Source organism: Sulfurovum sp. (assembly GCA_026990595.1).
Classification (GTDB): Bacteria; Campylobacterota; Campylobacteria; order Campylobacterales; family Sulfurovaceae; genus Sulfurovum.
In genome coordinates this window covers 1-21,475 of sequence record JALXCZ010000049.1, presented here as the reverse complement: position 1 = coordinate 21,475, position 21,475 = coordinate 1, and the positions used below count along the sequence as shown (strand labels likewise).

Here is a 21,475-nt window from a genome sequence, read left to right as displayed (position 1 = left end):
TTTATTTCTCCAAAAATGTTTCAATATTTTTCACAATACCTTTAAGAAGCTTTTGTCTGGCTTCAATACTTGCCCATGCGATATGAGGGGTGATAAGCAGTCTCTCTTTGTGTTTGATCTCATTAAGCCTGTTAGTAGACTGCAACGGCTCTTTTTCCAGTACATCCAACCCTGCGTAAAATCTTTTTCTGTCCAGTTCATAAGAGAGATCGGTCTCATCTATGATGCCTCCGCGTCCGAGGTTGAGTAAAATAGCATCTTCTTTAATGTAGGAGAGATTCATTTCATTGATGAGCTCATATGTATCCTCATTCAACGGTGCATGGATCGAGATGATATCGGAGTCTTTTAGAATGAACTCCAGACTTTTATGGGGGTAACCATGTTTAAGGTTCTTCCCGCTGGTGGAGTAGTAGCTTACTTCTGCACCAAAGGCAGTGGCAACGTTGGCGACTTCCTGACCTATGGTACCAAGACCGATGATCCCCCATTTTTTTCCTGCGATCTCATAAAAAGGTTGGGAGACATCAGTAAAAAGTCCTGACGCTGTCCATGTACCGCTTTTGACTGTTTGGTCATAATATGCTATTTTCTCCAAAAGGTACAAAGCCATGGTAAAGGTATGTTGAACAACGGATTTGGTGGAATATCCTGCTACATTTTTGACCACCACGCCATTCGCTCTGGCTGCTTCAAGATCAACATTGTTCATCCCTGTGGCTGCGATGCAGATAAGTTTGAGTTTAGGGGTAAGTTCAAGCAGGTTTGCATCAATGACCACTTTGTTGGTAATGACGATCTGTGCATCTTTGATCCGCTCATAGGTCTCATCATAAGAGGTGGTCTGGTAAACAGTCATATCTCCAAATGGTTCAAGAACGCAAAGGTCAAGATCATCACCGAGTGTCTGAGCATCGAGCAGAACGATCTTCATGACTGCTCTCCTTGCAGTGTGAGGATAACTGTTCTTCTAGATGCATGATCCCTGTGTTCAAAAAGGTAGACCCCCTGCCATGTTCCAAGTGCCAACCTGCCTTGGGTCAGAGGAATGCTGAGTGATGTACCCAAAAGCATATTCTTCAGATGGGCGGGCATATCATCGCTTCCTTCATAGGTATGTTGAAATTTGGGGTAGGACTCAGGGATGAGGTCATTCAGGAATGTCTCTGCATCACTGCGTACAGAAGGGTCTACATTTTCACTGATACACAGACTTGCACTGGTATGCTGCAGGAAAAGATGTGCCATACCGGTAGAAACGGAACCGTCAAAGAGTGCTTCTATCTGATCTGTGATAAGGTGCATCCCTCTTGGGTAGGCAGGGAGGGTAAGTCGGTACTGTCTAGTTATCATTGATGCTATCAACGATCTGTGCAGCTCTTCTTTTTGCTTCTTCTACTTCATCGAGAACAAGACTGACTGCCATACGGCGACCTACATGGGATTCTGGTTTTCCAAAGACTCTTACAAAAGAGTTTTTAGAGAAAGCATCATCAGGAATCTCAAGTACAGGGCTATGGCTCTCATTTTTTGCTTTGTATGCACCACAGGCACCAGAGCCGTAAGTGGTGTAGTCAAGTGGCAGACCAAGTACGGCTCTTACATGCAGGGCAAACTGGCTTTGACTCTGTGTGATGAGTGTCACCATCCCTGTGTCATGTGGACGAGGGCTAAGTTCAGAGAAGTAAACTTCTTCACCTTTAACAAAGAACTCCACTCCAAAGATACCGCGACCGCCAAGACCGTCTGTCACAGCCTTGGCAATCTCTTTTGCCTTTTGCAGTGCTGCATCACTCATTTGCATTGGTTGCCATGAGAGGATGAAGTCACCATCTTTTTGTACGTGTCCTATAGGGTCACAAAAGACGGTACCTGTCTCGTTACGCACGGTTAGCAAGGTGATCTCATAGTCAAAAGGTACAAACTCTTCGACAATCAGCTCACTCGCATCACCACGTGCCTCTTTGGCTATCTCCCATGACTTTTCTATGTCATCTGCTGTTTTGGCGATGCTTTGTCCATGTCCAGATGAGCTCATCACAGGCTTAATGACACAAGGGAATCCTATGTGCTCTGATGCCTCTTTGAGTCCATTAAGTGTGGTGACAAACTCAAAGCCAGATGTTTTCACACCCAACTCTTGGGCCGCAAAAACACGGATATTTTTACGGTTCATGGTCTTGTTTACCGCTTCAGCGTTAGGGATAACATGAAAACCTCTTTTTTCTGCCTTAAAAAGTGCAGAGATGGAGATGGCTTCTACTTCAGGTAAAATGAAACTAGGCTTCTCTTTTTCTATCACTTCAAGAACGGCTGCTTCATTTTGCATGTCTATAGCGTAACTTCTGTTGGCTACCAGGTGTGCAGGGGCATTTTCATATTTGTCCACAGCAATGACTTCGATGCCAAGACGTTGTGCCTCTATAGCCACTTCTTTACCAAGTTCACCTGAACCAAGGAGCATGATCTTGATCGCATTTTTTTGTAATGGGGTAGTAAATGTCATAGAGAAACCTTTAAAAAAATAATTGGAATTATTTTAGCGAAAAGTTAACTAAGATGTAATGAGTTTGGTAGGATTTTATAGAGTTTGTAGTAAAAATGTAGATTGAGTAGCAGGGCAGATGCCCTACTGCTGTAATGATTACAGTCTAGACTCGTATCTTCTAAGCATGAAGAGTTTTTTAAGGATCTTTTTGCGTGTTGCAATCTTCTCTTTTTTTCTTTTTTCAGTTGCTGTTTCGTAGTGCTGTCTAGCTCTTGCTTCAGTTACGATAAGGTTTCTGTCACATTGTCTTTTGAATTTTCTGTAAGCGTCATCAAATGAATCACGTGATGTTAGTTTAATTCCTGGCATGTCCGGCACCCCCTTCCTTATCAAAATTTTTTGGGAACTTGGCCCAAAAGAGATAAATATGAAGCGGATTATATCGAAATAAATTTATGGTAAGATAAAAGTAAAGAACCTTTAAAGGATGACTCATGCACAAACTCTTTAAATCCTGCTATAAATTTGATCAAAAATGCTACGAGACATACGGACTTACCGAAGACATTCTCATGGAACATGCCGCTAGAGGAATGGCAGAGTATATACAAAACCGTTTTGAAAAAGGCTCTTCTGTGCTTATCGTCTCCGGAGTGGGCAATAATGGAGCAGACGGCATAGTGCTTGCACGGCAGCTGCATGGAACCTATGAAGTAAAGTTGGTGCTGCCTTTTGGTGTAAAGTCAGAGATGGCAAAACTGCAGCTTCAAAGAGCAGAAGCATTGGGTGTCAATATTGTAAAAGAGCTTTATGATTCTGATGTGATTGTTGATGCACTCTTTGGTGCAGGACTCAACAGAGAAATAGACAAAGAGACGCAGTACCTTCTGCATCGACTCAACAGTTTTAAAGGACACAAGATCGCCTGTGATGTACCTACAGGAATAGGAGAAAACGGAACGTTGATGCCTATGGCTTTCAAAGCAGATGTAACTGTTACTATGGGGGCATTCAAAGAAGGGCTCTTTTTGGATGAGAGTAAAGATTCTATAGGCAGGATCATACGGGCAGATCTTGGTATAAGCAGTAGACAGTATGAGGGAGAGAGTAAAACTTTTGTACTGGAATCTTCTGATCTGAGTTTGCCAAGCAGACTGACAGAGGCGACACACAAAGGAGATTTTGGTCATGCAGCACTCTTCTGTGGAGAGAAAGAGGGAGCAGGTATCATTGCCGGTATGGCATGTAGCAGGTTTGGGGCAGGGCTTACCACACTGGTTGTCCATGACAAAGTTTCTCCACCTGCATATTTGATGCATGCGACCGTAGTCCCTGACAATGCATCAGCCATTGCCATAGGTATGGGGCTGGGTGGACATTTTGAGAGTGAATTTTTACAAAAATATGTGGTGGAGAGCCATCTGCCTGTATTGCTGGATGCAGATGCTTTCTATTCCCCTCAACTATTGGGTATTTTGGAGCAAAAGAACAGAGAAGTGGTCATCACTCCTCATCCCAAAGAGTTCATTGCCTTATGGAAACGGTTGACAGGGGAGATTCTTACAGTCTCTCAAGTACAGAAGAGCCGTTTTGAAATGGTGCGTCGCTTCAATACCAAATATCCGCATGTGACACTTTTGCTTAAAGGTGCCAATACTCTCATCATGCAGGAAGAAAACCTTTATGTTAATCCTCTTGGGTGCTCCAAACTCAGTAAGGGGGGCAGCGGTGATGTACTTTCCGGGCTGATCGTCTCACTTTTGGCACAGGGGTATACAGGTATAGAAGCTGCGGTGCAGGGATCATTGACTTTGGTACTTTCAGCAAACAGATACAAAGGTGCCTCTTATTCGATGCTGCCTACGGATATTATCGATGTATTGGCTCAGTTGGAAGTACCATAACGGGCTTTGTATCTTCAAGGAGTAGCACAGGTTCTATGAATGGGGCTATACGTGAGAGAAGATTGATGACAGAGAGTATGGGAGTATTGTAAAAAAATTTTAACTTGTTGTCTTGTTTCCAAAGCTGGTCAGCATATAAAAATATACGGTAAGGGGTATCTCCCAGATTATCATGATCTCTGTCAAATCCTTCATATCTGTCCCAGTAGTTGTAAGCTATAGTATTGTTTTGGGGTGATTTGGAGGTAAGATCCTGAAGAACATCCTCAATATTGCCACGAATGATATTGTGTGTGATTATATTGTTTTGAATCGCTGAATGAAAGTGAAACACTTCATTATTGTACAAGAACTGGTTATGGGAAATATATCTTTGTATGCCTTTTTCATTCCCTTTTTCATCAATATAGAGTGCTTTTGCATTGAATTTGACACTGTTGTGTTCAAAATGAAAATGATTGACTTTGTCAGCGACTACTGCAATACCTGCGGCACCTTTTGAACTTAAGATCTGGTTTCCGGTGATATTGATATCTTTGATCCCCATCATCAAAATGCCTACGGAATTATATTTGAATATATTGTCTTTGATGATGTTTTGATGACTCATTTCAAGATGAAGAGCAAAGCGATTGTTTAAAAAAATGTTTCCTTCAATGCGATTATGGCTGGCATATGTCAGGGTGACATCTCTGCTGCGTTCTATCGTATTATTCTGAATTATATTGTTTTTGGCGTACCATATTTTGATAGCATCACCACGAAGAGGTAAAGTATTTTTTTTAGAAGTAATATAGTTATTTGAAATGATAGAATCTTCAACACTGTCCATATCTATCCCGTAAAGGGTATTGGTAATTTTACAATGGTCTATTTTACACTGTTTGACATGATGAAGTCTGATACCCGCATCTAGCATTTCCATTCTTTCTCCGGAAGATGTAATATGGAGGTTTTCGAGAACGACATAGGCACTGTTAATGGTAACCACACTTCCTCTATTATCACCTTGAATGATAACGTTTTTATCTTTCCCCCTAATAGTCAAAGGTTTGTTTATGACAATATTGCCTTTATAAACACCTGAAGGTAGCGTGAGTGTCGCACCTATGGGTGCTTTATCAATAGTATTCTGAAGAATATTTGCATATATCGTAAAGATACAAACAAGGTAGAGAAATAGTGTTTTAGCCATATGTAAGTGTAGCATACTCTCTTGAAGAGAAAAACGATAAAATATCACTATGAAAAAAATAGCTATACTTTTCAGCGGCAAAGGATCCAACTTTTCCCATATTGTCAACACCCTTCATAACAAAGAGCTTGAAGTTGTCATTGCTTTGACAAACAACCCTGAAGCAGGGGGCATTTCCATAGCAAAAGCACATGGTATCCCTTTGGAAATAATAGATTCAAAAGTGTATAAGGATAGAGAAACGTTTGATAAAGATATTGTAAAAAGTTTACAGAAATATCAACTAAACTTGACAGTATTGGTTGGTTTTATGCGTATTTTGACACCTGTGTTTACAGAGAATATCAAAAGTATTAATCTACATCCTTCACTTCTACCTAGACATAAAGGGCTTCATGCGATTATCAAAAGTTATGAAGATCCATTTCCCACAGGCGGTGTATCTGTGCATCATGTTACTTCTGAGCTTGATGGAGGTGAAATAATTGTACAAAAAGAGATTGTAAAAGATGGATTCACGCTTGAACAGTATAAAAAAAAGATACATACCCTTGAAAAAGAGGCTTTGGTTGAAGCAATTTGTAAAGTGCTATGATGAAGTATTATAATGACAAAAGTAACCAATCTGCTGCAAAAGTCATATTTTTGTTCTTTCAAATATGTATGCTTCTAATCGTTTATGGATTTGTTTATACGGCTTTTATTGCAGTGAAATTGGCTATAGTTAAATATAGTCTGACTTTTATGAGCTATCTTCCTGAGCTGATTACTCTTGTTGGATTCCCTGTTATACTCTATAAAACCAGGCGCTTGTTCGATAAAAATAGAAGAGTCTATGCCGTTGGGTTGGTTATGGCATGGGCTGCAGTGATCATTGTTCTTCTCTATCTTCATCTTTCTCAGCTCGTAGGAGTATAATATGGGTATCTCTAATAACCTTAGACACTCATATTTATTTAAAAAAGAGACCATGTGTTAAAACTTTTCCCGCCTAAACATCAAAAAATACTCAAACTCTCCATCCCTGCAGCGATCAATTCTCTGCTGGATATGTTGCAGGTGATCACTGACTTGATCATGGTAGGGCGACTCTCTGCTTTTGCTGTGGCAGCAGTGGGGCTTGGTTTACAGTCACTGATGTTTATTTTTGCTGTGTTGACCTTGCTGCATGTTGGTACATCAGCACTGCTTTCACGTTTTGTAGGAGCAGGACGTATGAAACGTGCCTCCATAGGACTCTCTACACTGCTTCGGTTCGCATTTCTGCTAAGTCTGCCTGTGATGGCGGTATGGTATCTTGTTGCCTCAAACATTTATGTCTGGTTCGGTACGGCACCCGAGGTTGTAGCTTTAGGGGAAGATTATGTGCAGATGCTGACATGGATGATGCCTTTTGTATTTATGAAGCTGGTCTTTGTCTCAGCACTCAATTCTGCCGGCAATACCAAAATGCCGATGCAGGTGAAGATAGGCTCCATTATCCTTAACGTGATCCTGAACTATTTGCTGATCTTCGGGCATTACGGTTTCCCTGAACTTGGGGTTCTGGGTGCAGCTGTGGGTACGGTGATCGTCAATATTTTGGAATTCATCGTCTATGTCATTTTATACCTTAGAGAAAAAACACCTTATATCCCTGTATGGTATTACTCAAAATCTCTGCTCTCCCGTGCACTCAAAGTAGGCATCCCTGCATCGTTTGAGCGTTCACTGACCTTTGGAAGTTTTATGCTTTTTACAGTGATCATTGCTCACTACGGTACATCGGTACTTGCCGGGTATCAGATAGGTCTGCGTGTGGAAGGTTTGGCATTTATGCCAGGTATTGGGTTTACCATTGCTGCGATGGCACTCATGGGGCAGGGACTCGGAGCCAAAAAGCCAGAACAGGCAAAAGAAGATGTCATTTTAGTACTTAAATATACCTCTGGATTTATGTTTATTCTTTCTTTTTTTATGATCTTCATGCCTGAGAAGATTGTATGGCTCTTTACCAATGATGCACAGACCATCAAAGAGGCAAGTCTCTATCTGCGTATCGTAGGAGTATCACAAATTCCATTGGCTTTTAACTTTGTACTCTCGGGCGCACTTCGTGGAGCAGGAGATTCCAAGCGAACCTTGAAAATAAACTTGATCTCTTTATGGTTTGTGCGTATTCTTCCTGCATTTTTGTTAAGTTGGTATTTTGAAAACATACTGTTTGTCTATCTTGCAATGATCTCAGATACCTTCGTGAAAGCTATTTGGTTGTGGGTGACATTTCAAAAAGGAGAGTGGCAGAAGATCAAAGTATAAGATAAATTGATCAAAGTGATTAGTTTTTTGACATTTTTTTGACATTTTTTTATTATAATGCTGAAATTCAAAGCCAAACCTGTTGTGAAGCAGGGACGGAAAGCCACGGGACTCAACAAGCGTAAGCTTTGGTGATAGGACTTGTATCGAAGTTTTACTTTGATACGAAGAGAATTATAATGAGTTAGCCGGGTTGCTCTTAATTTAATATAAGGGTAAAAAGATGTCAGTACTAAGACCGGTTCCAACAGGAAATGAGATCAAACTTGATGCTAAAAGATTTATTGTCAGTAAAACAGATACAACAGGTAAGATAGTCTATGGTAATGACTATTTTTCCGAAATAGCTGGATATAAGGAGAGTGAGCTCATAGGAGCTCCTCATAATATCCTTCGTCATCCCGATATGCCAAAAGCAGTATTTTATTTGATGTGGCAGTACCTTAAAAGCGGTAGAAATATCATGGCAGTGGTTAAGAACTTAGCGAAAAACGGTGACCACTACTGGGTAGTGACAGACTTCGATATCAAGCGTGATCAAACGGGTAATGTACGTCACTATCTTGCTTTCAGACAAGCTGCACCCAAACATGTTGTCAAGGCAATAGAACCACTTTATGCAAAATTGCTTGAGATTGAAAAAGAGCATGATATGGATGCTTCCATTGAGTATTTGAACGGATATCTTGAAGAGAAAAGAATGAATTATGATCAATTTATAGAAGAGCTGGCAAAACCAAAAGGTCTTACAGCGATCTTCTTTAATAAAATGAAAAAGATGTTCGGTTAAGAGATTTCTCTTACATCCAAAAAACTTCCACTTTCATAGTCCAATAATGTATTAAAAGTAGCCACAAGAAGTCTGGCTGCTTCTTTTGGGCTTTGTATCTTTCCTTCTTTTAGACGTCTTGCTGAGGGAAATTCAGTTTCATTCACATACTTGATGATCTGTTGTACCATAGGTGTATTGATGACTCCCGGGGCAAGTGAAGTAAAGTGAATATGGGGTAACTCTTTTGCATAGACATTCAGCAGCATATTGAGTGCTGATTTGGAAAGAGAATAGGCTCCCCATCCTTTAGAACCATTTACTGCAGCTCCGGAGCTGATACCTACTATCTGTTTGACAGAGGCATATGTGCTGAGCAGGTCGATCAATTCCTTGTTTGCCCATACATTGAGCTCCATCACCTCTTTGATCTCTGTTACTTCCATCTCTTTTAATGTTTTGATCTCACCCAAGATACCCGCATTTAGAATAACAAGATCAAACGAGTGTTTGTCGATGAACTCTTTAATACTGGACTGTATCATAAAAGTTTGACTAAGATCAAAAGGAAAAAAGAAAAAATGAGGATCATGATCAAGCTCTTTTGGGAAACTTCTTCCTATGGCATAGACATGGTCTCCTTTGGATAGATACTCTTTAGCCAATGCTTCGCCAAGTCCCGAGCCGATACCTGTAATAAGTATATTCTTCACAATGTAATCCTTTTGTAATACTCTGTGCTATAATTATGCCAAAATAAATATATTATATGAAGGATGATAATGAGTAAAGATTTAAAAACAATCGATGAGAGAATAGAACGTATTTACAAACTTGCAAAAGAACATTTCGGTGAGGTACGTTTTGTAGGGATCAAAAAACATACCAAGATCGGATGGGTCGCAAAGATACAGTTTGATGAGTTTGAATCACTCATTGCTGAGGGTGTAGATGCAGTAGATGCTCTTAAAAAGCTTCGTAAACGTCTTAGAAAGATCATTGATCGTTACAATATGGTGTAACGATGGCGTCAAATTAAAAGTTAAAAGTTAAAAATTAAAATGAAAAAAAATATAATTGTTATAGGTTTTATGGGTGTGGGAAAGGGTACAACAGCGCGTGCTTTTAGCAAGAGGTACGGCACATACATCATTGATACTGACGACCTCATAGAATCCAAAGAGAACAAAGAAGTCAAAAAAATCTTTGAGAAAAAAGGAGAAGCCTATTTTCGCCAACAGGAACAAGTCACAGCAGATTGGATAGAAAAATGTGTCAAAGGTACACTGATCTCCTGTGGAGGCGGATTTTATAAAGTTGATAACCTTAAAAAACTGGGAACCGTTGTATTGCTTGATGCTTCATTTGAATGGATATATAACCGTCTTAAAACTGCCAAGAACAGTGAACAGAAACTTGCAAAGCGGCCGCTTTTTCAAGAACCAAAAAAAGCGAAAAAACTCTATGAAGAGAGAGAAAAAGCCTATAAAAAACTGGCTGATGTAGTGGTGGATGTAGAAAAGATGTCGCTTGATGAGCAGCTAGTGTTTATTGCTAGGAAGTGTAAAGTCTGATTTTTTAACCTATTGTTCTGTAGGGTGTTGTACCCTTACGACACCAATAATTTGAATATGTATTAAAATTCAAAGTTTATCTGTATATTTAAACTTAAAAGGTGTTGTCATGGGACAACACCCTACGTGTTTTCCCCCCAATACTCTAACCCTTTATATACCATAGTGAGTAGTCCAAAGATCAGCATTGTACTTCCCATGCAGTAGGGTACTTGTTCTCTGAATGGAGCAGGGGATTGGGAGATGGTGATGATTGCATATCCCCAAACCAAAATAGCTAAAAGACCCAAAACTCTTTTAGTCCATAAAATAATTGTCTGTTTTTGTTGATTTTCCATAGCCGTATTTTAGCCTAATAAGGTATAATTTTACCAATAAAAAATCTAGGGTGAAAATGCAACGGTTCGAGCAATATCTACAAGATAATCTTCCCAAGGTACCAAGTTTCCATCCTGTGTATGAAGATGCACTGGGTGTGATGTTGTCTGCCGGTGGAAAACGTTTTCGTCCTATGCTGCTTTTAAGTGTAGTAGATGCCTATGAGCCAATGCTTTATAATGGTGCCCTGCCTGTAGCGATGGCATTGGAAATGTTCCATACCTACTCTCTTATCCATGATGATCTCCCTGCTATGGATAATGCAGACTTGCGCCGTGGACAGCTAACACTTCATAAACGTTATGATGAAACTACAGCAATCCTTGCCGGAGATGCACTCAACTCCGATGCTTTTTTCCTTATAGCCAAAGCTCCGCTGCGTGAAGATGTCAAAATCAAACTGGTGGAACTACTTGCCCGTGACGGTGGAAGTCGTGGAATGGTACTGGGGCAGGCGATCGATTGTTATTTTGAGAACAAGCCTCTTGATCTGGAACAGATCAAAATACTTCATACGAATAAAACAGCAAAACTTATAGCTGTAAGTCTTCAGATGGGCGCTGTGATTGTTGGGCTTGAAGCAGAGGTACAAAATGAACTTTACTGTTTCGGTATTGATCTCGGGTTGCTCTTTCAGATACAAGATGATATTATAGATGAGACACAAAGTGCAGAAGAAGCAGGAAAAACGACAGGCAATGATAGTGATAAAAATAGCTTTATAAATCTTTTAGGACTAGCGAGGAGTGTTGAAGAAGCAGACACACTGGCAAAAGATTTGCAAAGACGATTTGAAACGTTTGATGTAAAGCTGCAAACAGCTTTGCAACCCTTGATAACAAAATATCTACATAGACATAAATAAAGAGATGTCACGGGTACACTTTATGGTTAAAAGTATAGCCTTGACATCTCAAGAGCGACAAGTTGCGAGAGCACTCTGCTGAAGAGAACTCAGCGTTAGCGTAGTTTTTGGAGCTTTACTCTAAAAGCATTATATTATAATAACAAAGGATAACTCTATGGCAGTAATGACTGAACAAAACCAAATGCGTAAAAAGATGGCAAATACCATTAGATTTTTGGCGGCAGATATGGTGCAAAAAGCAAATTCAGGACACCCGGGTGCACCGATGGGTCTTGCGGATATTGCAGTCGTGCTTTCTGAAAAGCTCAGCCATAACCCGAAAAACCCAAAATGGCTTAACCGTGACCGTTTGGTGTTTTCAGGAGGACATGCGACAGGACTTATCTACTCACTTTTACACCTTTGGGGGTATGATGTAAGTCTTGATGATCTGAAAAATTTTCGTCAGCTTGATTCCAAAACACCGGGTCACCCAGAGTATGGACATACAGACGGTATAGAGATCACTACTGGACCATTGGGACAAGGAATCGCCAATGCAGTCGGTTTTGCTATGGCAGAAGCGTTTACCGCTAATCAAGTGAACTCTGAGACATGTAAATTGATTGACCATAAAGTATATTGCCTCTGTGGTGATGGTGACTTAGAAGAAGGTATTTCATATGAAGCATGTGCCTTGGCGGGACATCTTGGACTGAAAGATCTGGTACTCATTTATGATTCAAATGAAATAACGATCGAGGGAGATACAAATATCGCCTGGAGTGAAAATGTAGCGGCAAGGTTCACAGCACAGAACTGGAATGTACTTAAAGTGAACGGTCACTGTTATGATGAGATCGAAAAGGTGCTTGAAGAGGCAAAATCTGCTACAAGACCTACGATCATTATTGCAAATACGATCATTGGTAAAGGAGCAATGGAGCTAGAGGGTACACACCATACCCATGGTGCACCGCTTGGTGAAAAGATCATTGCTGAGTCTAAAGCAAAGGAGGGTTTTGATCCTGAAGAAAAATTTGCTATTCCTGAAGATGTACTGCTTCGTTTCAGATGTGCAGTTGAAAAAGGTGAACTAGCAGAAAAAGAGTGGATACACAGACAAAAAGAGGCTCCGCTTATAGAGCAAAATAAGGCTTTGTCAAGACTGCTTACTCCTGACTTTTCAACGATCGAGTATCCAGATTTTTCTAATGATCCTGCAGTGGCAACAAGAGATTCAAATGGTAAAATCCTTAATGCCATTGCCAAGGCAGTACCATCATTTCTTGGCGGTTCGGCAGACCTTGCCCCAAGTAACAAGACAGAACTCAAAGAGATGGGCAACTTCCCTAAGGGGAAAAATATCCACTTTGGGATCAGAGAGCATTCTATGGCTGCCATAACCAATGCAATGGCACTTTACGGTACGACTATGCCGTTCAATGCAACATTCTTTGTCTTCTCCGATTATCTTAAACCGGCAGCACGTATTGCAGCATTGACTAAGATTCAAAACTTCTTTGTCTGGACACATGACAGTATCGGTGTAGGTGAAGACGGTCCGACACATGAACCTATAGAACAGATCAGCCAGTTTAGAGCGCTGCCGAACTTCTATGTATGGAGACCGGCAGATGCAACAGAAAATGTGGAAGCATGGAGAACAGCCCTTAACATGAAAGTACCACACGGTTTTGTCTTGAGTCGTCAAAAGCTTAAAACATTGAAGCCAAAAAGAGATTTTGGAGAGGTAAGCAAAGGGGCATATATCGTTAAAAAACGTGAAGGTGCAACAATAACATTGATGGCAAGTGGCTCAGAGCTTATGCCATGTCTTCAGGCAGCTTGTCATTTAGAGGTACTTGGGGTGAAAGCTAATGTTGTTTCTGTCCCTTGTCTTGACCTTTTCAATGAGCAGGATGCAGCCTACAAAAATATAGTCGTTGATCCGAATACTAAAGTATTGGCAGTAGAAGCTGCCACAGCAACTGAGTATTACCGTTATGCAGATGATGTGCTTGGCATGGAAACCTTTGGAGCCTCTGCACCGGCAGATCTACTCTTTGAGAAGTTTGGATTTACTATTCAAAATATTACTAAGCGTGCCTGTAATTTAGTAGGTGCGGAGTATCAAGTAGTTGATTTAGGGAAGTGTTAATCACTTTTCTAAAGTCTGTTTAAGAAGCTATGTTTTATAATCACACTCTCCAAACAATCGGGGTGTAGCGCAGTCTGGCTAGCGTGCTATCTTGGGGTGATAGAGGTCGCAGGTTCAAGTCCTGTCACTCCGACCATATTTATTTATCAATGACCTTTCCTTTATATCCAACTTCTTCAATCGCTTTTAGCAATGTCTTGTTTTGTACTTTTGTATCATCGTAAGTAACCGTAGCTGTATGTGTATTTAAAATAACTTTGGCTTTGGTGACACCAGTTTGTTTTTTAAGATTCTTTTTGATGGTCATAGTGCATAAGGGGCAGGTCATACCTGTGATGGCAATATGTACAGTAGCCTCTTTGGCAAGCAGTATGCCTATAGATAATGCAATAAGTAAAAAAGCTTTCATTTAGTCTCCTATAAAGTAAAGTATCCAGTACTGGTAAGTCAGTAGTATGCCAATGAGTAGTGTACCAAAGATGAGATAATGCAGATGGTATCTGCATAGGTTTTTAGAACAGTAGGTTCTTGTGCTTTTCAACTTAAAATAACGGTACCACAAATAGAGTATAAGTATGAATGCTGCAAGCACAAAATAGATATGATAGGGTGCAAATATTTTGAGAAATGAGAGTGATGAGGCACTGATACCAAAGAGTAAAAACAGTAAGGGTGTCAGGCAACAGGTACTGGCAAGAAAAGCAGTTACCAAAGAGGTGACAATAAGTGCCCAAAAAGACTTTTCAGAGTTTTGAGCCATTACTTAAAAATTTCCTGAGAGGTGATTTGGTAGCTAAAACTTTTTGGCTCATAGTAGTCTAATACATCATCCTCTACCTCAGCATAAGGGTAGCCCAGCATATTGATAGGGTATTGGGTTGGTTTTGGTGAAAGAACAAAGTCTCTTCCATGGTTGAAGCCTACCCAGTTCATTTCCCAGCTGTGTAAGTATTTGTTATTGAGCTCTTTGACGCGTGGGTCATTATGTTTTAGTTTCTCTACCAATTCAAGTTTGGTAATATCTGCCGGATCAGCAGGAATCCAGCCTGCTCCCGGGATGAAGTATTCCGCACGACAGTGCTGCCATGAGGTGATAGTAGCAAAACCTTTGTCATCACTTTTACCCAAGGCTTTGGAGAAGTGACTTTTCCCAAGACGAATACCGAATACTTCTCTGGCAGGGATACCTGCTGCACGCACAAGGGCAACAAAGAGTGAGCTAAGATCAGTACATTTGCCACCATAGTAGCCATTGGCAAAGGCATCATCTACCTCTTTTTGTGTCACCATTTTATGCACATCACCTACACCACACCCTTTGACCTTACTGTCTCTAAAAGTGTGTGATGTACACCAGTAGTAGATAGCTTTAACTTTTTCAAAACGGTCTGTTTTGTTTTGTGTAATTCTGTCAGAAAGCCCTTTGACAATGCCATCCGTAGGCAAGTGGGCAGTTGCTTTGATAAAAGGTTTGACTGCATCAGGCAAAGGTAGGTTTTTCGCACTTGCTTTGCTAATAACATCCAGTGGTACCAAACGGTCTTTGGTCTCTATACGTAGAGTTATATGCAGTTTTTTAGGTTTATTTTCCTTTTGCCATTGGGCATACAGGATTGTTGCATCAGCACTATTGTTCTTGTTGATGTTAAAGTTGTCATAGTTTCCGTCAAATGTCAACATTTTTATATTTTGGTAACTACTGTCAAATGGAATCGGGTTCCAAAGTTTGACAGGGTAGTTTTTTGTATCGTATTTGATATCAAAGTCGTAAGTAACTTCAAAGGTTCTGCTTTTGTTTTCAGCAAAGAGTGTCAGTGTAAACAATAGTAGTGAGGTGAGTATAAAAAGTATTTTTTTCATAAGTTTTTTATGCTGCTATTTGAGCATCATTCCCCTGATTGTATCTTCATCGATCACTTCACTTTCATATTTGATCACTATTGTCTTTTCTGTTTTGTTGGTATAGAAATCATTGATCCCTTCTATATTTTTCAGTTCGGCAAGCTTATTCTCGTCGAAAATATCGGTAGAGAGAAAGAGATTGGCACGAAGAGCAGGGTTTCGCATACCCAGAATCCAGAGTATCCAAAAGATACAGAGAACCATAACGGCAATGGCAACACCCTGTTCCTGATAATGTCCATAGAGCCATCCGCCAATTGCACCGCCAAGGAAAATTCCTACGTAGGAGAAGGTGTTGGCAACACCAAGAGCTGCACCTTTTTGGTGTACTTTTGCAAATTTGGCAACAAAGCTTTGAAGCAGCGGTTCAAACATGTTAAATCCGATGAAAAAGAAGGTAGCCCCTGTTGCAAAGAGCCAAAAGTTGCTGCTAAAGCCCATCAGTGCAAAAGAGGCGATAATGAAGAGTACAGAGACCACAAAAATCTCTTTGCCTTTACCATATTTTTCACCCAATATGGCTGCCGGAGCCATAGCGATGATACCAAAGAGTACCGCAGGCAGATAGACCTTCCAGTACTCCATACGTGTCATATCAAATTTACTTTTCATGACAATAGGAATGATAAAAAAAGCGATCGCCATGGTAGAACTGTGAAAGAGGAACGTAATGTACATTCTTACCAGATCTTTGTCTTTAAAGACCTCTTTGATCTTGGCTTCCTCTTCAGAATAGTGGTGTTCAATATGTGGAGGCTCCGGTACGGCAGTGAAGAGAATGACCAGTGCAGTCAGTGCCAGAGCACCTGTGAGCCAGAAGAGTGCACTCACACTCCAAATTCCGGCAATTACCGGACCGATGATCATAGCTGCTGCAAAACTCATAGCAATGACCATCCCCATGATCGCCATAGAGTGGGCTCTCTCATCTTCACGTACCTGATCAGCGATCATAGCTGTTACTACGCTACCTATAGCTCCTGCTCCTTGAAGAAAACGACCAAGAAGAAGTATATAGATATTGTCTGCTACAGCAGCTACAGCTGAACCAAAAGCAAAGAGAAGCAGTCCAAAAAGCAGAGTCTTTTTACGACCGAATTTGTCACTCATGACACCAAAAGGGACTTGAAGCACAGCTTGTGTAAGAGCATAACCACCTAATGCCAATCCTGCGAGAAATGCTGTTCCTCCCGGTAGTTCTTTAGCATAATTTGAAAGGACTGAGAGGACAATGAAGAGTCCAAAAAATCGTAACGCTACAATAAGACTAAGGGGTAAAACCTTTTTAATCATATTAATATCTCCAATAGGGTAAAATTTGTCCTAATTATAGTAGTAAAAGGTTAATTGTTTATGAAATTAGTATTGGCAACAGGTAATAAAGGAAAATTACGTGAATTTAAACAGATGTGCCAAGATGAGGTAGTACCTTTTTCAGACTTGCTAGGCAAATTTGATATTATTGAAGATGGGGATACATTTGCAGACAATGCCCTCATTAAAGCACGTACGATCTATGAGAAGTTGGTGGCAAAAAACTCTTCCATAGACTATCTGGTCATTGCAGATGACAGTGGTATTTCTCTGCCTGTATTGGGCGGTGCACCGGGCATTTACTCTGCACGATATGCAGGTGAGGATGCTACAGACAAAGATAATCTTTATAAACTCATTGAGGCGGTGAAAGAAAAAGGATTAAAATCTACACCTGCTTACTATACTGCAGCCATCGCCATAGTCTCCAAATACGGTGAGTATGTGGTACACGGATGGATGCATGGGGATGTGATAGATGAAGCCAGAGGAGAGAAAGGATTTGGGTATGATCCGATGTTCATTCCTGCTGGGTTTGACAAGACTTTGGGTGAGTTGGATAATGATGTGAAGTCTGGGATTTCGCATCGTGGTAAGGCATTGGCGTTGGCGAAGCCTATTATCAATATGTTACGAAATAAATAGGGCAACAACAAGGGATTGCCCCCTACGAAGAAAATAATTAAATGTAGGGGTGCCCTTCATGGGTACCCGAAAAGAGAGAAGATATGACACAACAACAATTTATGAATGATTTACAAGCAATTTACCTAGAGTTGCAAGATAGACAGACAGAGCTTAATGGATTTTATGAGCTTTTAAATGGTAAATACGAGAGAGCAGAGCAGTCAGTAGATGCTTTTTTGTCGCTGCTTAATATACCTAAAAACGATGATACCGTTATGGCAGCACTTACGCGTATTGTAAACCTTAGAGAAGATGCGTTAGAGCAAGTACTTAGCAAACTTGAGTTGACAGATGAAGAAATACGAGTCAAAAAAGAGTTGGCATATGGCTTTGTAAGCATGATGCACATTACGCGTCATGAGAGTCTGATAGGGTGGATAGAGGAGCAGAAACTGCTGACACCTTTTTATCGTTCGTTGATTTTTGGCGTGCATTTTGTAGGCTTGAGGCTCTCTGAGTGGCAGAGTCACTGGACAGAACATATTCTGCATACTGTCAACCTCGGGTTGAGTGAAGCTTTTAATGGGGACGATGCCAAAGTATTTGAAATGTTACAAAGTGAATCTCTACTTGATAAAGATGAGAATGGCTGTGTGGGTGACAGATGTTACTCTGTGCTCATTAAAGACACTTCGGCAAGCTCAGTGACTGAACCGACAAGCACCAGGACCAAAGGTAAATCGGGGGCTGAACCTGTCGAAGCCAGACGATGCTACAAATCTGTAGCCTATGCAGAGGCATTTCCTCAGCAGGTAGAAGCAGTTACGACTGCAGTGGAACAACTCATCTCACTGCTTAGACAATATGAAGATGAGGTCTATGGTCAAAAATCTGAATGGATTGCCTACTTTACGGCTATTAAGGAAGCATTTGCACATACAAAAACAGAGGAGCTCATAGGAAAATGGGCAGAGGTGGACAGACGCTGGATGAAGATCACCACTCCGCTTCAAGTTGGACATCCTTTGGAATATTATGAAGACCACTACAGGAAAGCAGTTGCTCTGGAATGGGATCTGCGTATCATAAACCCCAAGTTGCAGAAGGGTTCTCAAACACGCAATAATATTAAAATGTTCGTGTATGAAATGGCAGAGGAGTTTGGGAAAGAAGCACTGCATACCATAAGCAAAAATCTTTTGCAGGTGGATGAAACACAACTGTATATCGGTCAACCGATGCTCTACTATGCGGCAGAGTTTAACGGACTTTTTTCTGCACAGGTCGTCCCCAATGATGAACAGGTCTCTACAGAACTTGGCAAGAAGATCTTTGCCTATGCAGACTTTGTGATGGAATCTAAAAAATCCAAACCTGTTATGAAACTCAATATAGAGACAATGGGAGAGGATTTTGTAAAAAAACAAAAAGTCCTCATAGAAAATGACCCAACACTCTGGCAGGAACTTTACGACATCTCTACGGTGGGACATGAGTATGGACACATCTTATGGATAGACTCAGACACTGAGACTAAGATGAATGGTACCGGTCAGTTTAAGAACATAGAAGAGTTCAAAGCTACATCTGGTGGTCTTATGGCATTTTTCCATAATGAACGTGATGCACTCAAAGAGCATGTGGTAGATGATGTCGTAAGCCGTGCCGTAGGACTTATGGCTTGGCGTGAAGTGGGTGAAGTATTGCCTTACTACTGTGAAGGGCTTATCCATTTAGACATATTGTTTGGCTCAGGTATCATCACTTATGATGGAGAGATAAAGATAGACTATTCTAAGTATGATGCGATGAAAGAAGCCTATATCTCTGCCTATAAAAACTTAGCAGACAACTACCTCAAAAAAGTAGATGCGAGTGAATATTTGTCTCAATATGCAGTAAAAAATGAGGGTATCTACTTGCCTAAAAATGAAAAAATAAAATCTTTTGTAGAGCACTATTATGCACGCTACAAGGAGATTGGTCAGCAGACTATTGTGCTAGATTAGAGTTATGTTATAATCTAATCATGAAAACAATACAAGAAGTAAAAGATTTTTTAATAGCCCAGTTTCCTCATGAAAAAATATATCTTTTTGGCTCACGTGCCAGAGGAGATGAGAGTATGCATTCTGATATTGATATAGCGATTGAAGGAGATGCACTCGGCTCACGACTCTCTCAAGCACGTTTTGCACTGGAAGAGTCTCTTGTACCCTATAAAATAGACTTAGTTGACCTCTCTAAAGCTTCTTATCTTAAGGGGATTATTCAAAAAGAGGGGATAGTGTGGCACTAGAAGATGATACTTTCTTACATTTAGAATCATATAGAGTACTTTTTAAGCGTATAGATGGGCTTATGATGTAATGCATAAAAATGTATAATCAAAATTAATAATAAATTTTTTTGTAGAGCTTTATTATACATGCTACAAGGAGATTAGACTGCAGATAGTTATTTAAATTAAAATATGTATTTTTTAGATAAAATAATTTATTAATAATTGTATATAGGGAGTATTATTTTGTTTAAAGGTATATGGAAAAAATCATTAAACAACCCACTAGTGTTAGTTTTAATTGTCTTGATTATAGGTATAAGTTTAATAGCTTTTTCATTTTATATACCAGATGATAAAAATAACTTTTTTCTTTGGATTTCGTATAGTGATTGGAGAAAAATAGTTTTGACAACAGCAACTACTTTTTTAAGTGCCTTGGTTTTTAAGTTACTACTTACTTCTACCGCAGTAATGAAAATGGTTCAAAAAGCTATTGAAGATTTATTATTAGAATCTAATTTTATTGAAGCATATAATGAAAACCAATTACAAAAAATATCAGAAAAGGTTTCTCAAAAAAGTAAATTTATTGAATATTCATACAATGATAAAAAAATAAAATCTATATATCATGCAAAGCAAAAATATAATGAGAATCCAAATAAAAAGAATTTTTTTATTGAAGATATGATATGGATTAAAACGATTTATAAAAATGGAAATGATATTCAAAATACAATTGCTACATTAGATATCACATCTTCAGGAAATTTAGATTTAATTTATGAACTTGAAAGTGATTTCAATTCAAGTATATACCCAGATTATAAAAAATTTACAACAGATAGATTTACTGATTATTCATTTAATGTAAAAATAACTAATTATGAAAGGAAAGGAAATAAATTAGCGAAAGAAAATTATCCTAAATTATCCTATCCTTGTATTAAAGAAGATAAAAATAAGAAAATTTTTAAAGTTTGTGTTGAAGATTGTTTAGCAGGAGATAAATTTGTAATTCGTATCTCAAGAACAACACTTGGGGAGTATACAGATGACAAAGTCAAAAAAAGACGTCAAGAAGAAACAAAAATAGCTACTGTTGATATGAAAGTTCCTGCGGGGGTTAGAAAAATTATTTTTCAAGAAGAAATATATGGAGATGATAATCAAACAAGATTTAAAAGTAATATTACATCTAACGGAAAATCAACACATATTAGTCCCAAAGAAGAAGAGTCATCTTTTTATATTACTAAAAAGTGGGAAGTTTTTTATGATGATCATCCAAATGCAACAATTGAGTTTAATATATACTGATTTAGTTTAATTTAAGTAAATAATGTGTATATTACCGAACAAGCTTGTCTAGATATCTAGATAAACAAATACTATTTTGTAGTATTACTTCTTAACATTTAATAAAGGGCTATACAATGAATTACACACTAAGAGATGGTGGAGATTTATTTTAAAAGGCGTTTTTGTTAATTCCTCAATTAACATTTCAATCTAAATTATTATATTCCACTCTTGGAATATATTATATTTATTTTTATTAGATTATACATTTATCGATGTATAACCTACTTTTAGCTATAATCCCACCAATTACGCCGTCGTCATGATGGCGATTGCGAGGATATTTATGTTACTTTTTACACCAGGACCTACGCCAGTACCCGAGTCTGTACGTTTGGCTATGGCTACACCGACACTTCACCACAGAACACC

24 protein-coding genes, 1 tRNA gene and 1 riboswitch are annotated in these 21,475 nt (G+C 39.4%); of the genes, 14 read left to right on the top strand and 11 right to left on the bottom strand.

Going from position 1 to position 21,475, the window contains the following annotated elements; all coding sequences use genetic code 11:
- Position 1 precedes the first annotated feature (1 nt).
- From MVE01_RS09755 to rpsU, 4 genes are all read right to left on the bottom strand, one after another.
- A complete protein-coding gene (locus MVE01_RS09755) occupies positions 2-934 on the bottom strand; it encodes a D-2-hydroxyacid dehydrogenase (protein ID WP_472561999.1) in 933 nt (310 codons plus the stop codon).
- On the bottom strand, positions 931-1,353 hold the full coding sequence (locus tag MVE01_RS09750; RefSeq protein ID WP_472561998.1) for a secondary thiamine-phosphate synthase enzyme YjbQ: 423 nt from the start codon (positions 1,351-1,353) through the stop codon (positions 931-933). The genes MVE01_RS09755 and MVE01_RS09750 overlap by 4 nt, the downstream gene beginning before the upstream one ends.
- Positions 1,343-2,506, bottom strand: coding sequence for a formate-dependent phosphoribosylglycinamide formyltransferase (gene purT / locus MVE01_RS09745; RefSeq protein ID WP_472561997.1), 1,164 nt, complete (start codon positions 2,504-2,506; stop codon positions 1,343-1,345). Before purT ends, MVE01_RS09750 begins: the two co-directional genes overlap by 11 nt.
- 138 nt (positions 2,507-2,644) lie before the next feature.
- Entirely contained in the window at positions 2,645-2,857 is a 213-nt protein-coding gene (gene rpsU, locus MVE01_RS09740) for a 30S ribosomal protein S21 (RefSeq protein ID WP_472561996.1), read from the bottom strand.
- A gap of 125 nt (positions 2,858-2,982) precedes the next feature.
- Here rpsU and MVE01_RS09735 point away from each other — a divergent pair, with 125 nt between their 5' ends.
- Complete coding sequence (locus MVE01_RS09735) at positions 2,983-4,392, top strand: NAD(P)H-hydrate dehydratase (RefSeq protein ID WP_472561995.1); 1,410 nt, start codon at positions 2,983-2,985, stop codon at positions 4,390-4,392.
- Here the strand turns inward: MVE01_RS09735 and nosD are convergent.
- A complete protein-coding gene (gene nosD, locus MVE01_RS09730) occupies positions 4,358-5,587 on the bottom strand; it encodes a nitrous oxide reductase family maturation protein NosD (RefSeq protein ID WP_472561994.1) in 1,230 nt (409 codons plus the stop codon). The two genes, MVE01_RS09735 and nosD, sit on opposite strands and share 35 nt — an antisense overlap.
- A 49-nt stretch (positions 5,588-5,636) precedes the next feature.
- Here nosD and purN point away from each other — a divergent pair, with 49 nt between their 5' ends.
- The 4 genes from purN to MVE01_RS09710 all read left to right on the top strand — a co-directional run bounded on the left by purN (position 5,637) and on the right by MVE01_RS09710 (position 8,675).
- Positions 5,637-6,182, top strand: coding sequence for a phosphoribosylglycinamide formyltransferase (purN, locus tag MVE01_RS09725; RefSeq protein ID WP_472561993.1), 546 nt, complete (start codon positions 5,637-5,639; stop codon positions 6,180-6,182).
- Positions 6,182-6,505 carry a hypothetical protein gene (locus tag MVE01_RS09720; RefSeq protein ID WP_472561992.1) on the top strand — a complete coding sequence of 108 codons (324 nt, stop codon included), beginning with the start codon at positions 6,182-6,184 and terminating at the stop codon, positions 6,503-6,505. Before purN ends, MVE01_RS09720 begins: the two co-directional genes overlap by 1 nt.
- A gap of 54 nt (positions 6,506-6,559) precedes the next feature.
- Entirely contained in the window at positions 6,560-7,885 is a 1,326-nt protein-coding gene (locus MVE01_RS09715; RefSeq protein ID WP_472561991.1) for an MATE family efflux transporter, read from the top strand.
- A 62-nt stretch (positions 7,886-7,947) separates the two neighbouring features.
- Positions 7,948-8,086: riboswitch (cyclic di-GMP riboswitch) on the top strand.
- A 22-nt stretch (positions 8,087-8,108) separates the two neighbouring features.
- A complete protein-coding gene (locus MVE01_RS09710; RefSeq protein WP_472561990.1) occupies positions 8,109-8,675 on the top strand; it encodes a PAS domain-containing protein in 567 nt (188 codons plus the stop codon).
- Here the strand turns inward: MVE01_RS09710 and MVE01_RS09705 are convergent.
- Complete coding sequence (locus MVE01_RS09705; protein WP_472561989.1) at positions 8,672-9,367, bottom strand: SDR family NAD(P)-dependent oxidoreductase; 696 nt, start codon at positions 9,365-9,367, stop codon at positions 8,672-8,674. The genes MVE01_RS09710 and MVE01_RS09705 overlap by 4 nt on opposite strands.
- Positions 9,368-9,436: 69 nt before the next feature.
- Here MVE01_RS09705 and MVE01_RS09700 point away from each other — a divergent pair, with 69 nt between their 5' ends.
- A complete protein-coding gene (locus tag MVE01_RS09700) occupies positions 9,437-9,676 on the top strand; it encodes a hypothetical protein (protein WP_472561988.1) in 240 nt (79 codons plus the stop codon).
- Between the two features lie 39 nt (positions 9,677-9,715).
- Positions 9,716-10,228, top strand: coding sequence for a shikimate kinase (locus tag MVE01_RS09695; RefSeq protein ID WP_472561987.1), 513 nt, complete (start codon positions 9,716-9,718; stop codon positions 10,226-10,228).
- 122 nt (positions 10,229-10,350) lie between these two features.
- On the opposite strand, the gene MVE01_RS09690 is transcribed toward MVE01_RS09695, so the two are convergent.
- Complete coding sequence (locus MVE01_RS09690; RefSeq protein WP_472561986.1) at positions 10,351-10,566, bottom strand: hypothetical protein; 216 nt, start codon at positions 10,564-10,566, stop codon at positions 10,351-10,353.
- Positions 10,567-10,622: 56 nt separating this feature from the next.
- Here MVE01_RS09690 and MVE01_RS09685 point away from each other — a divergent pair, with 56 nt between their 5' ends.
- From MVE01_RS09685 to MVE01_RS09675, 3 genes are all read left to right on the top strand, one after another.
- Positions 10,623-11,471, top strand: a complete 849-nt coding sequence (locus tag MVE01_RS09685; RefSeq protein ID WP_472561985.1) for a polyprenyl synthetase family protein — start codon at positions 10,623-10,625, stop codon at positions 11,469-11,471.
- A gap of 157 nt (positions 11,472-11,628) precedes the next feature.
- The gene (gene tkt / locus MVE01_RS09680) at positions 11,629-13,614 is read left to right on the top strand and encodes a transketolase (RefSeq protein ID WP_472561984.1); all 1,986 of its coding nucleotides are present in this window, start codon (positions 11,629-11,631) and stop codon (positions 13,612-13,614) included.
- A 58-nt stretch (positions 13,615-13,672) separates the two neighbouring features.
- Positions 13,673-13,750: transfer RNA gene (locus MVE01_RS09675), tRNA-Pro, on the top strand.
- A gap of 3 nt (positions 13,751-13,753) precedes the next feature.
- Here the strand turns inward: MVE01_RS09675 and MVE01_RS09670 are convergent.
- The 4 genes from MVE01_RS09670 to MVE01_RS09655 are packed head-to-tail and all read right to left on the bottom strand — an operon-like array spanning position 13,754 to position 16,809.
- Positions 13,754-14,023: a heavy-metal-associated domain-containing protein gene (locus MVE01_RS09670; RefSeq protein ID WP_472561983.1), complete on the bottom strand. Its 270-nt coding sequence runs from the start codon at positions 14,021-14,023 to the stop codon at positions 13,754-13,756.
- Positions 14,024-14,374, bottom strand: a complete 351-nt coding sequence (locus MVE01_RS09665; RefSeq protein WP_472561982.1) for a mercuric transporter MerT family protein — start codon at positions 14,372-14,374, stop codon at positions 14,024-14,026. It abuts the gene before it with no gap.
- Positions 14,374-15,474 (bottom strand): transglutaminase-like domain-containing protein, encoded by a 1,101-nt coding sequence (locus MVE01_RS09660; protein WP_472561981.1) that lies wholly within the window; start codon positions 15,472-15,474, stop codon positions 14,374-14,376. Before MVE01_RS09660 ends, MVE01_RS09665 begins: the two co-directional genes overlap by 1 nt.
- Before the next feature lie 15 nt (positions 15,475-15,489).
- A complete protein-coding gene (locus tag MVE01_RS09655; RefSeq protein ID WP_472561980.1) occupies positions 15,490-16,809 on the bottom strand; it encodes an MFS transporter in 1,320 nt (439 codons plus the stop codon).
- A 60-nt stretch (positions 16,810-16,869) separates the two neighbouring features.
- Between MVE01_RS09655 and rdgB the strand changes: the two genes are divergently transcribed.
- The 4 genes from rdgB (at position 16,870) to MVE01_RS09635 (ending at position 21,061) form a co-directional block, all read left to right on the top strand.
- Positions 16,870-17,475 (top strand): RdgB/HAM1 family non-canonical purine NTP pyrophosphatase, encoded by a 606-nt coding sequence (gene rdgB / locus MVE01_RS09650; RefSeq protein ID WP_472561979.1) that lies wholly within the window; start codon positions 16,870-16,872, stop codon positions 17,473-17,475.
- Between the two features lie 83 nt (positions 17,476-17,558).
- Positions 17,559-19,466, top strand: coding sequence for an invasion protein CiaB (gene ciaB / locus MVE01_RS09645; RefSeq protein WP_472561978.1), 1,908 nt, complete (start codon positions 17,559-17,561; stop codon positions 19,464-19,466).
- A 20-nt stretch (positions 19,467-19,486) separates the two neighbouring features.
- A complete protein-coding gene (locus tag MVE01_RS09640; protein ID WP_472561977.1) occupies positions 19,487-19,756 on the top strand; it encodes a nucleotidyltransferase family protein in 270 nt (89 codons plus the stop codon).
- 228 nt (positions 19,757-19,984) lie between these two features.
- Positions 19,985-21,061 (top strand): hypothetical protein, encoded by a 1,077-nt coding sequence (locus tag MVE01_RS09635; protein ID WP_472561976.1) that lies wholly within the window; start codon positions 19,985-19,987, stop codon positions 21,059-21,061.
- Positions 21,062-21,475 lie beyond the last annotated feature (414 nt).

Excerpts from the sequence above, each read along its gene's own strand:
- purT (WP_472561997.1), bottom strand. The coding sequence starts at position 2,506 with ATGACATTTACTACCCCATTACAAAAAAATGCGATCAAGATCATGCTC.
- MVE01_RS09655 (WP_472561980.1), bottom strand. The coding sequence starts at position 16,809 with ATGATTAAAAAGGTTTTACCCCTTAGTCTTATTGTAGCGTTACGATTT.
- rdgB (WP_472561979.1), top strand. The coding sequence starts at position 16,870 with ATGAAATTAGTATTGGCAACAGGTAATAAAGGAAAATTACGTGAATTT.
- MVE01_RS09720 (WP_472561992.1), top strand. The coding sequence starts at position 6,182 with ATGAAGTATTATAATGACAAAAGTAACCAATCTGCTGCAAAAGTCATA.
- MVE01_RS09710 (WP_472561990.1), top strand. The coding sequence starts at position 8,109 with ATGTCAGTACTAAGACCGGTTCCAACAGGAAATGAGATCAAACTTGAT.
- MVE01_RS09685 (WP_472561985.1), top strand. The coding sequence starts at position 10,623 with ATGCAACGGTTCGAGCAATATCTACAAGATAATCTTCCCAAGGTACCA.
- MVE01_RS09700 (WP_472561988.1), top strand. The coding sequence starts at position 9,437 with ATGAGTAAAGATTTAAAAACAATCGATGAGAGAATAGAACGTATTTAC.
- MVE01_RS09660 (WP_472561981.1), bottom strand. The coding sequence starts at position 15,474 with ATGAAAAAAATACTTTTTATACTCACCTCACTACTATTGTTTACACTG.
- MVE01_RS09640 (WP_472561977.1), top strand. The coding sequence starts at position 19,487 with ATGAAAACAATACAAGAAGTAAAAGATTTTTTAATAGCCCAGTTTCCT.
- MVE01_RS09665 (WP_472561982.1), bottom strand. The coding sequence starts at position 14,374 with ATGGCTCAAAACTCTGAAAAGTCTTTTTGGGCACTTATTGTCACCTCT.
- ciaB (WP_472561978.1), top strand. The coding sequence starts at position 17,559 with ATGACACAACAACAATTTATGAATGATTTACAAGCAATTTACCTAGAG.
- nosD (WP_472561994.1), bottom strand. The coding sequence starts at position 5,587 with ATGGCTAAAACACTATTTCTCTACCTTGTTTGTATCTTTACGATATAT.
- MVE01_RS09755 (WP_472561999.1), bottom strand. The coding sequence starts at position 934 with ATGAAGATCGTTCTGCTCGATGCTCAGACACTCGGTGATGATCTTGAC.
- MVE01_RS09735 (WP_472561995.1), top strand. The coding sequence starts at position 2,983 with ATGCACAAACTCTTTAAATCCTGCTATAAATTTGATCAAAAATGCTAC.
- MVE01_RS09670 (WP_472561983.1), bottom strand. The coding sequence starts at position 14,023 with ATGAAAGCTTTTTTACTTATTGCATTATCTATAGGCATACTGCTTGCC.
- MVE01_RS09750 (WP_472561998.1), bottom strand. The coding sequence starts at position 1,353 with ATGATAACTAGACAGTACCGACTTACCCTCCCTGCCTACCCAAGAGGG.
- purN (WP_472561993.1), top strand. The coding sequence starts at position 5,637 with ATGAAAAAAATAGCTATACTTTTCAGCGGCAAAGGATCCAACTTTTCC.
- tkt (WP_472561984.1), top strand. The coding sequence starts at position 11,629 with ATGGCAGTAATGACTGAACAAAACCAAATGCGTAAAAAGATGGCAAAT.
- MVE01_RS09695 (WP_472561987.1), top strand. The coding sequence starts at position 9,716 with ATGAAAAAAAATATAATTGTTATAGGTTTTATGGGTGTGGGAAAGGGT.
- MVE01_RS09690 (WP_472561986.1), bottom strand. The coding sequence starts at position 10,566 with ATGGAAAATCAACAAAAACAGACAATTATTTTATGGACTAAAAGAGTT.
- rpsU (WP_472561996.1), bottom strand. The coding sequence starts at position 2,857 with ATGCCAGGAATTAAACTAACATCACGTGATTCATTTGATGACGCTTAC.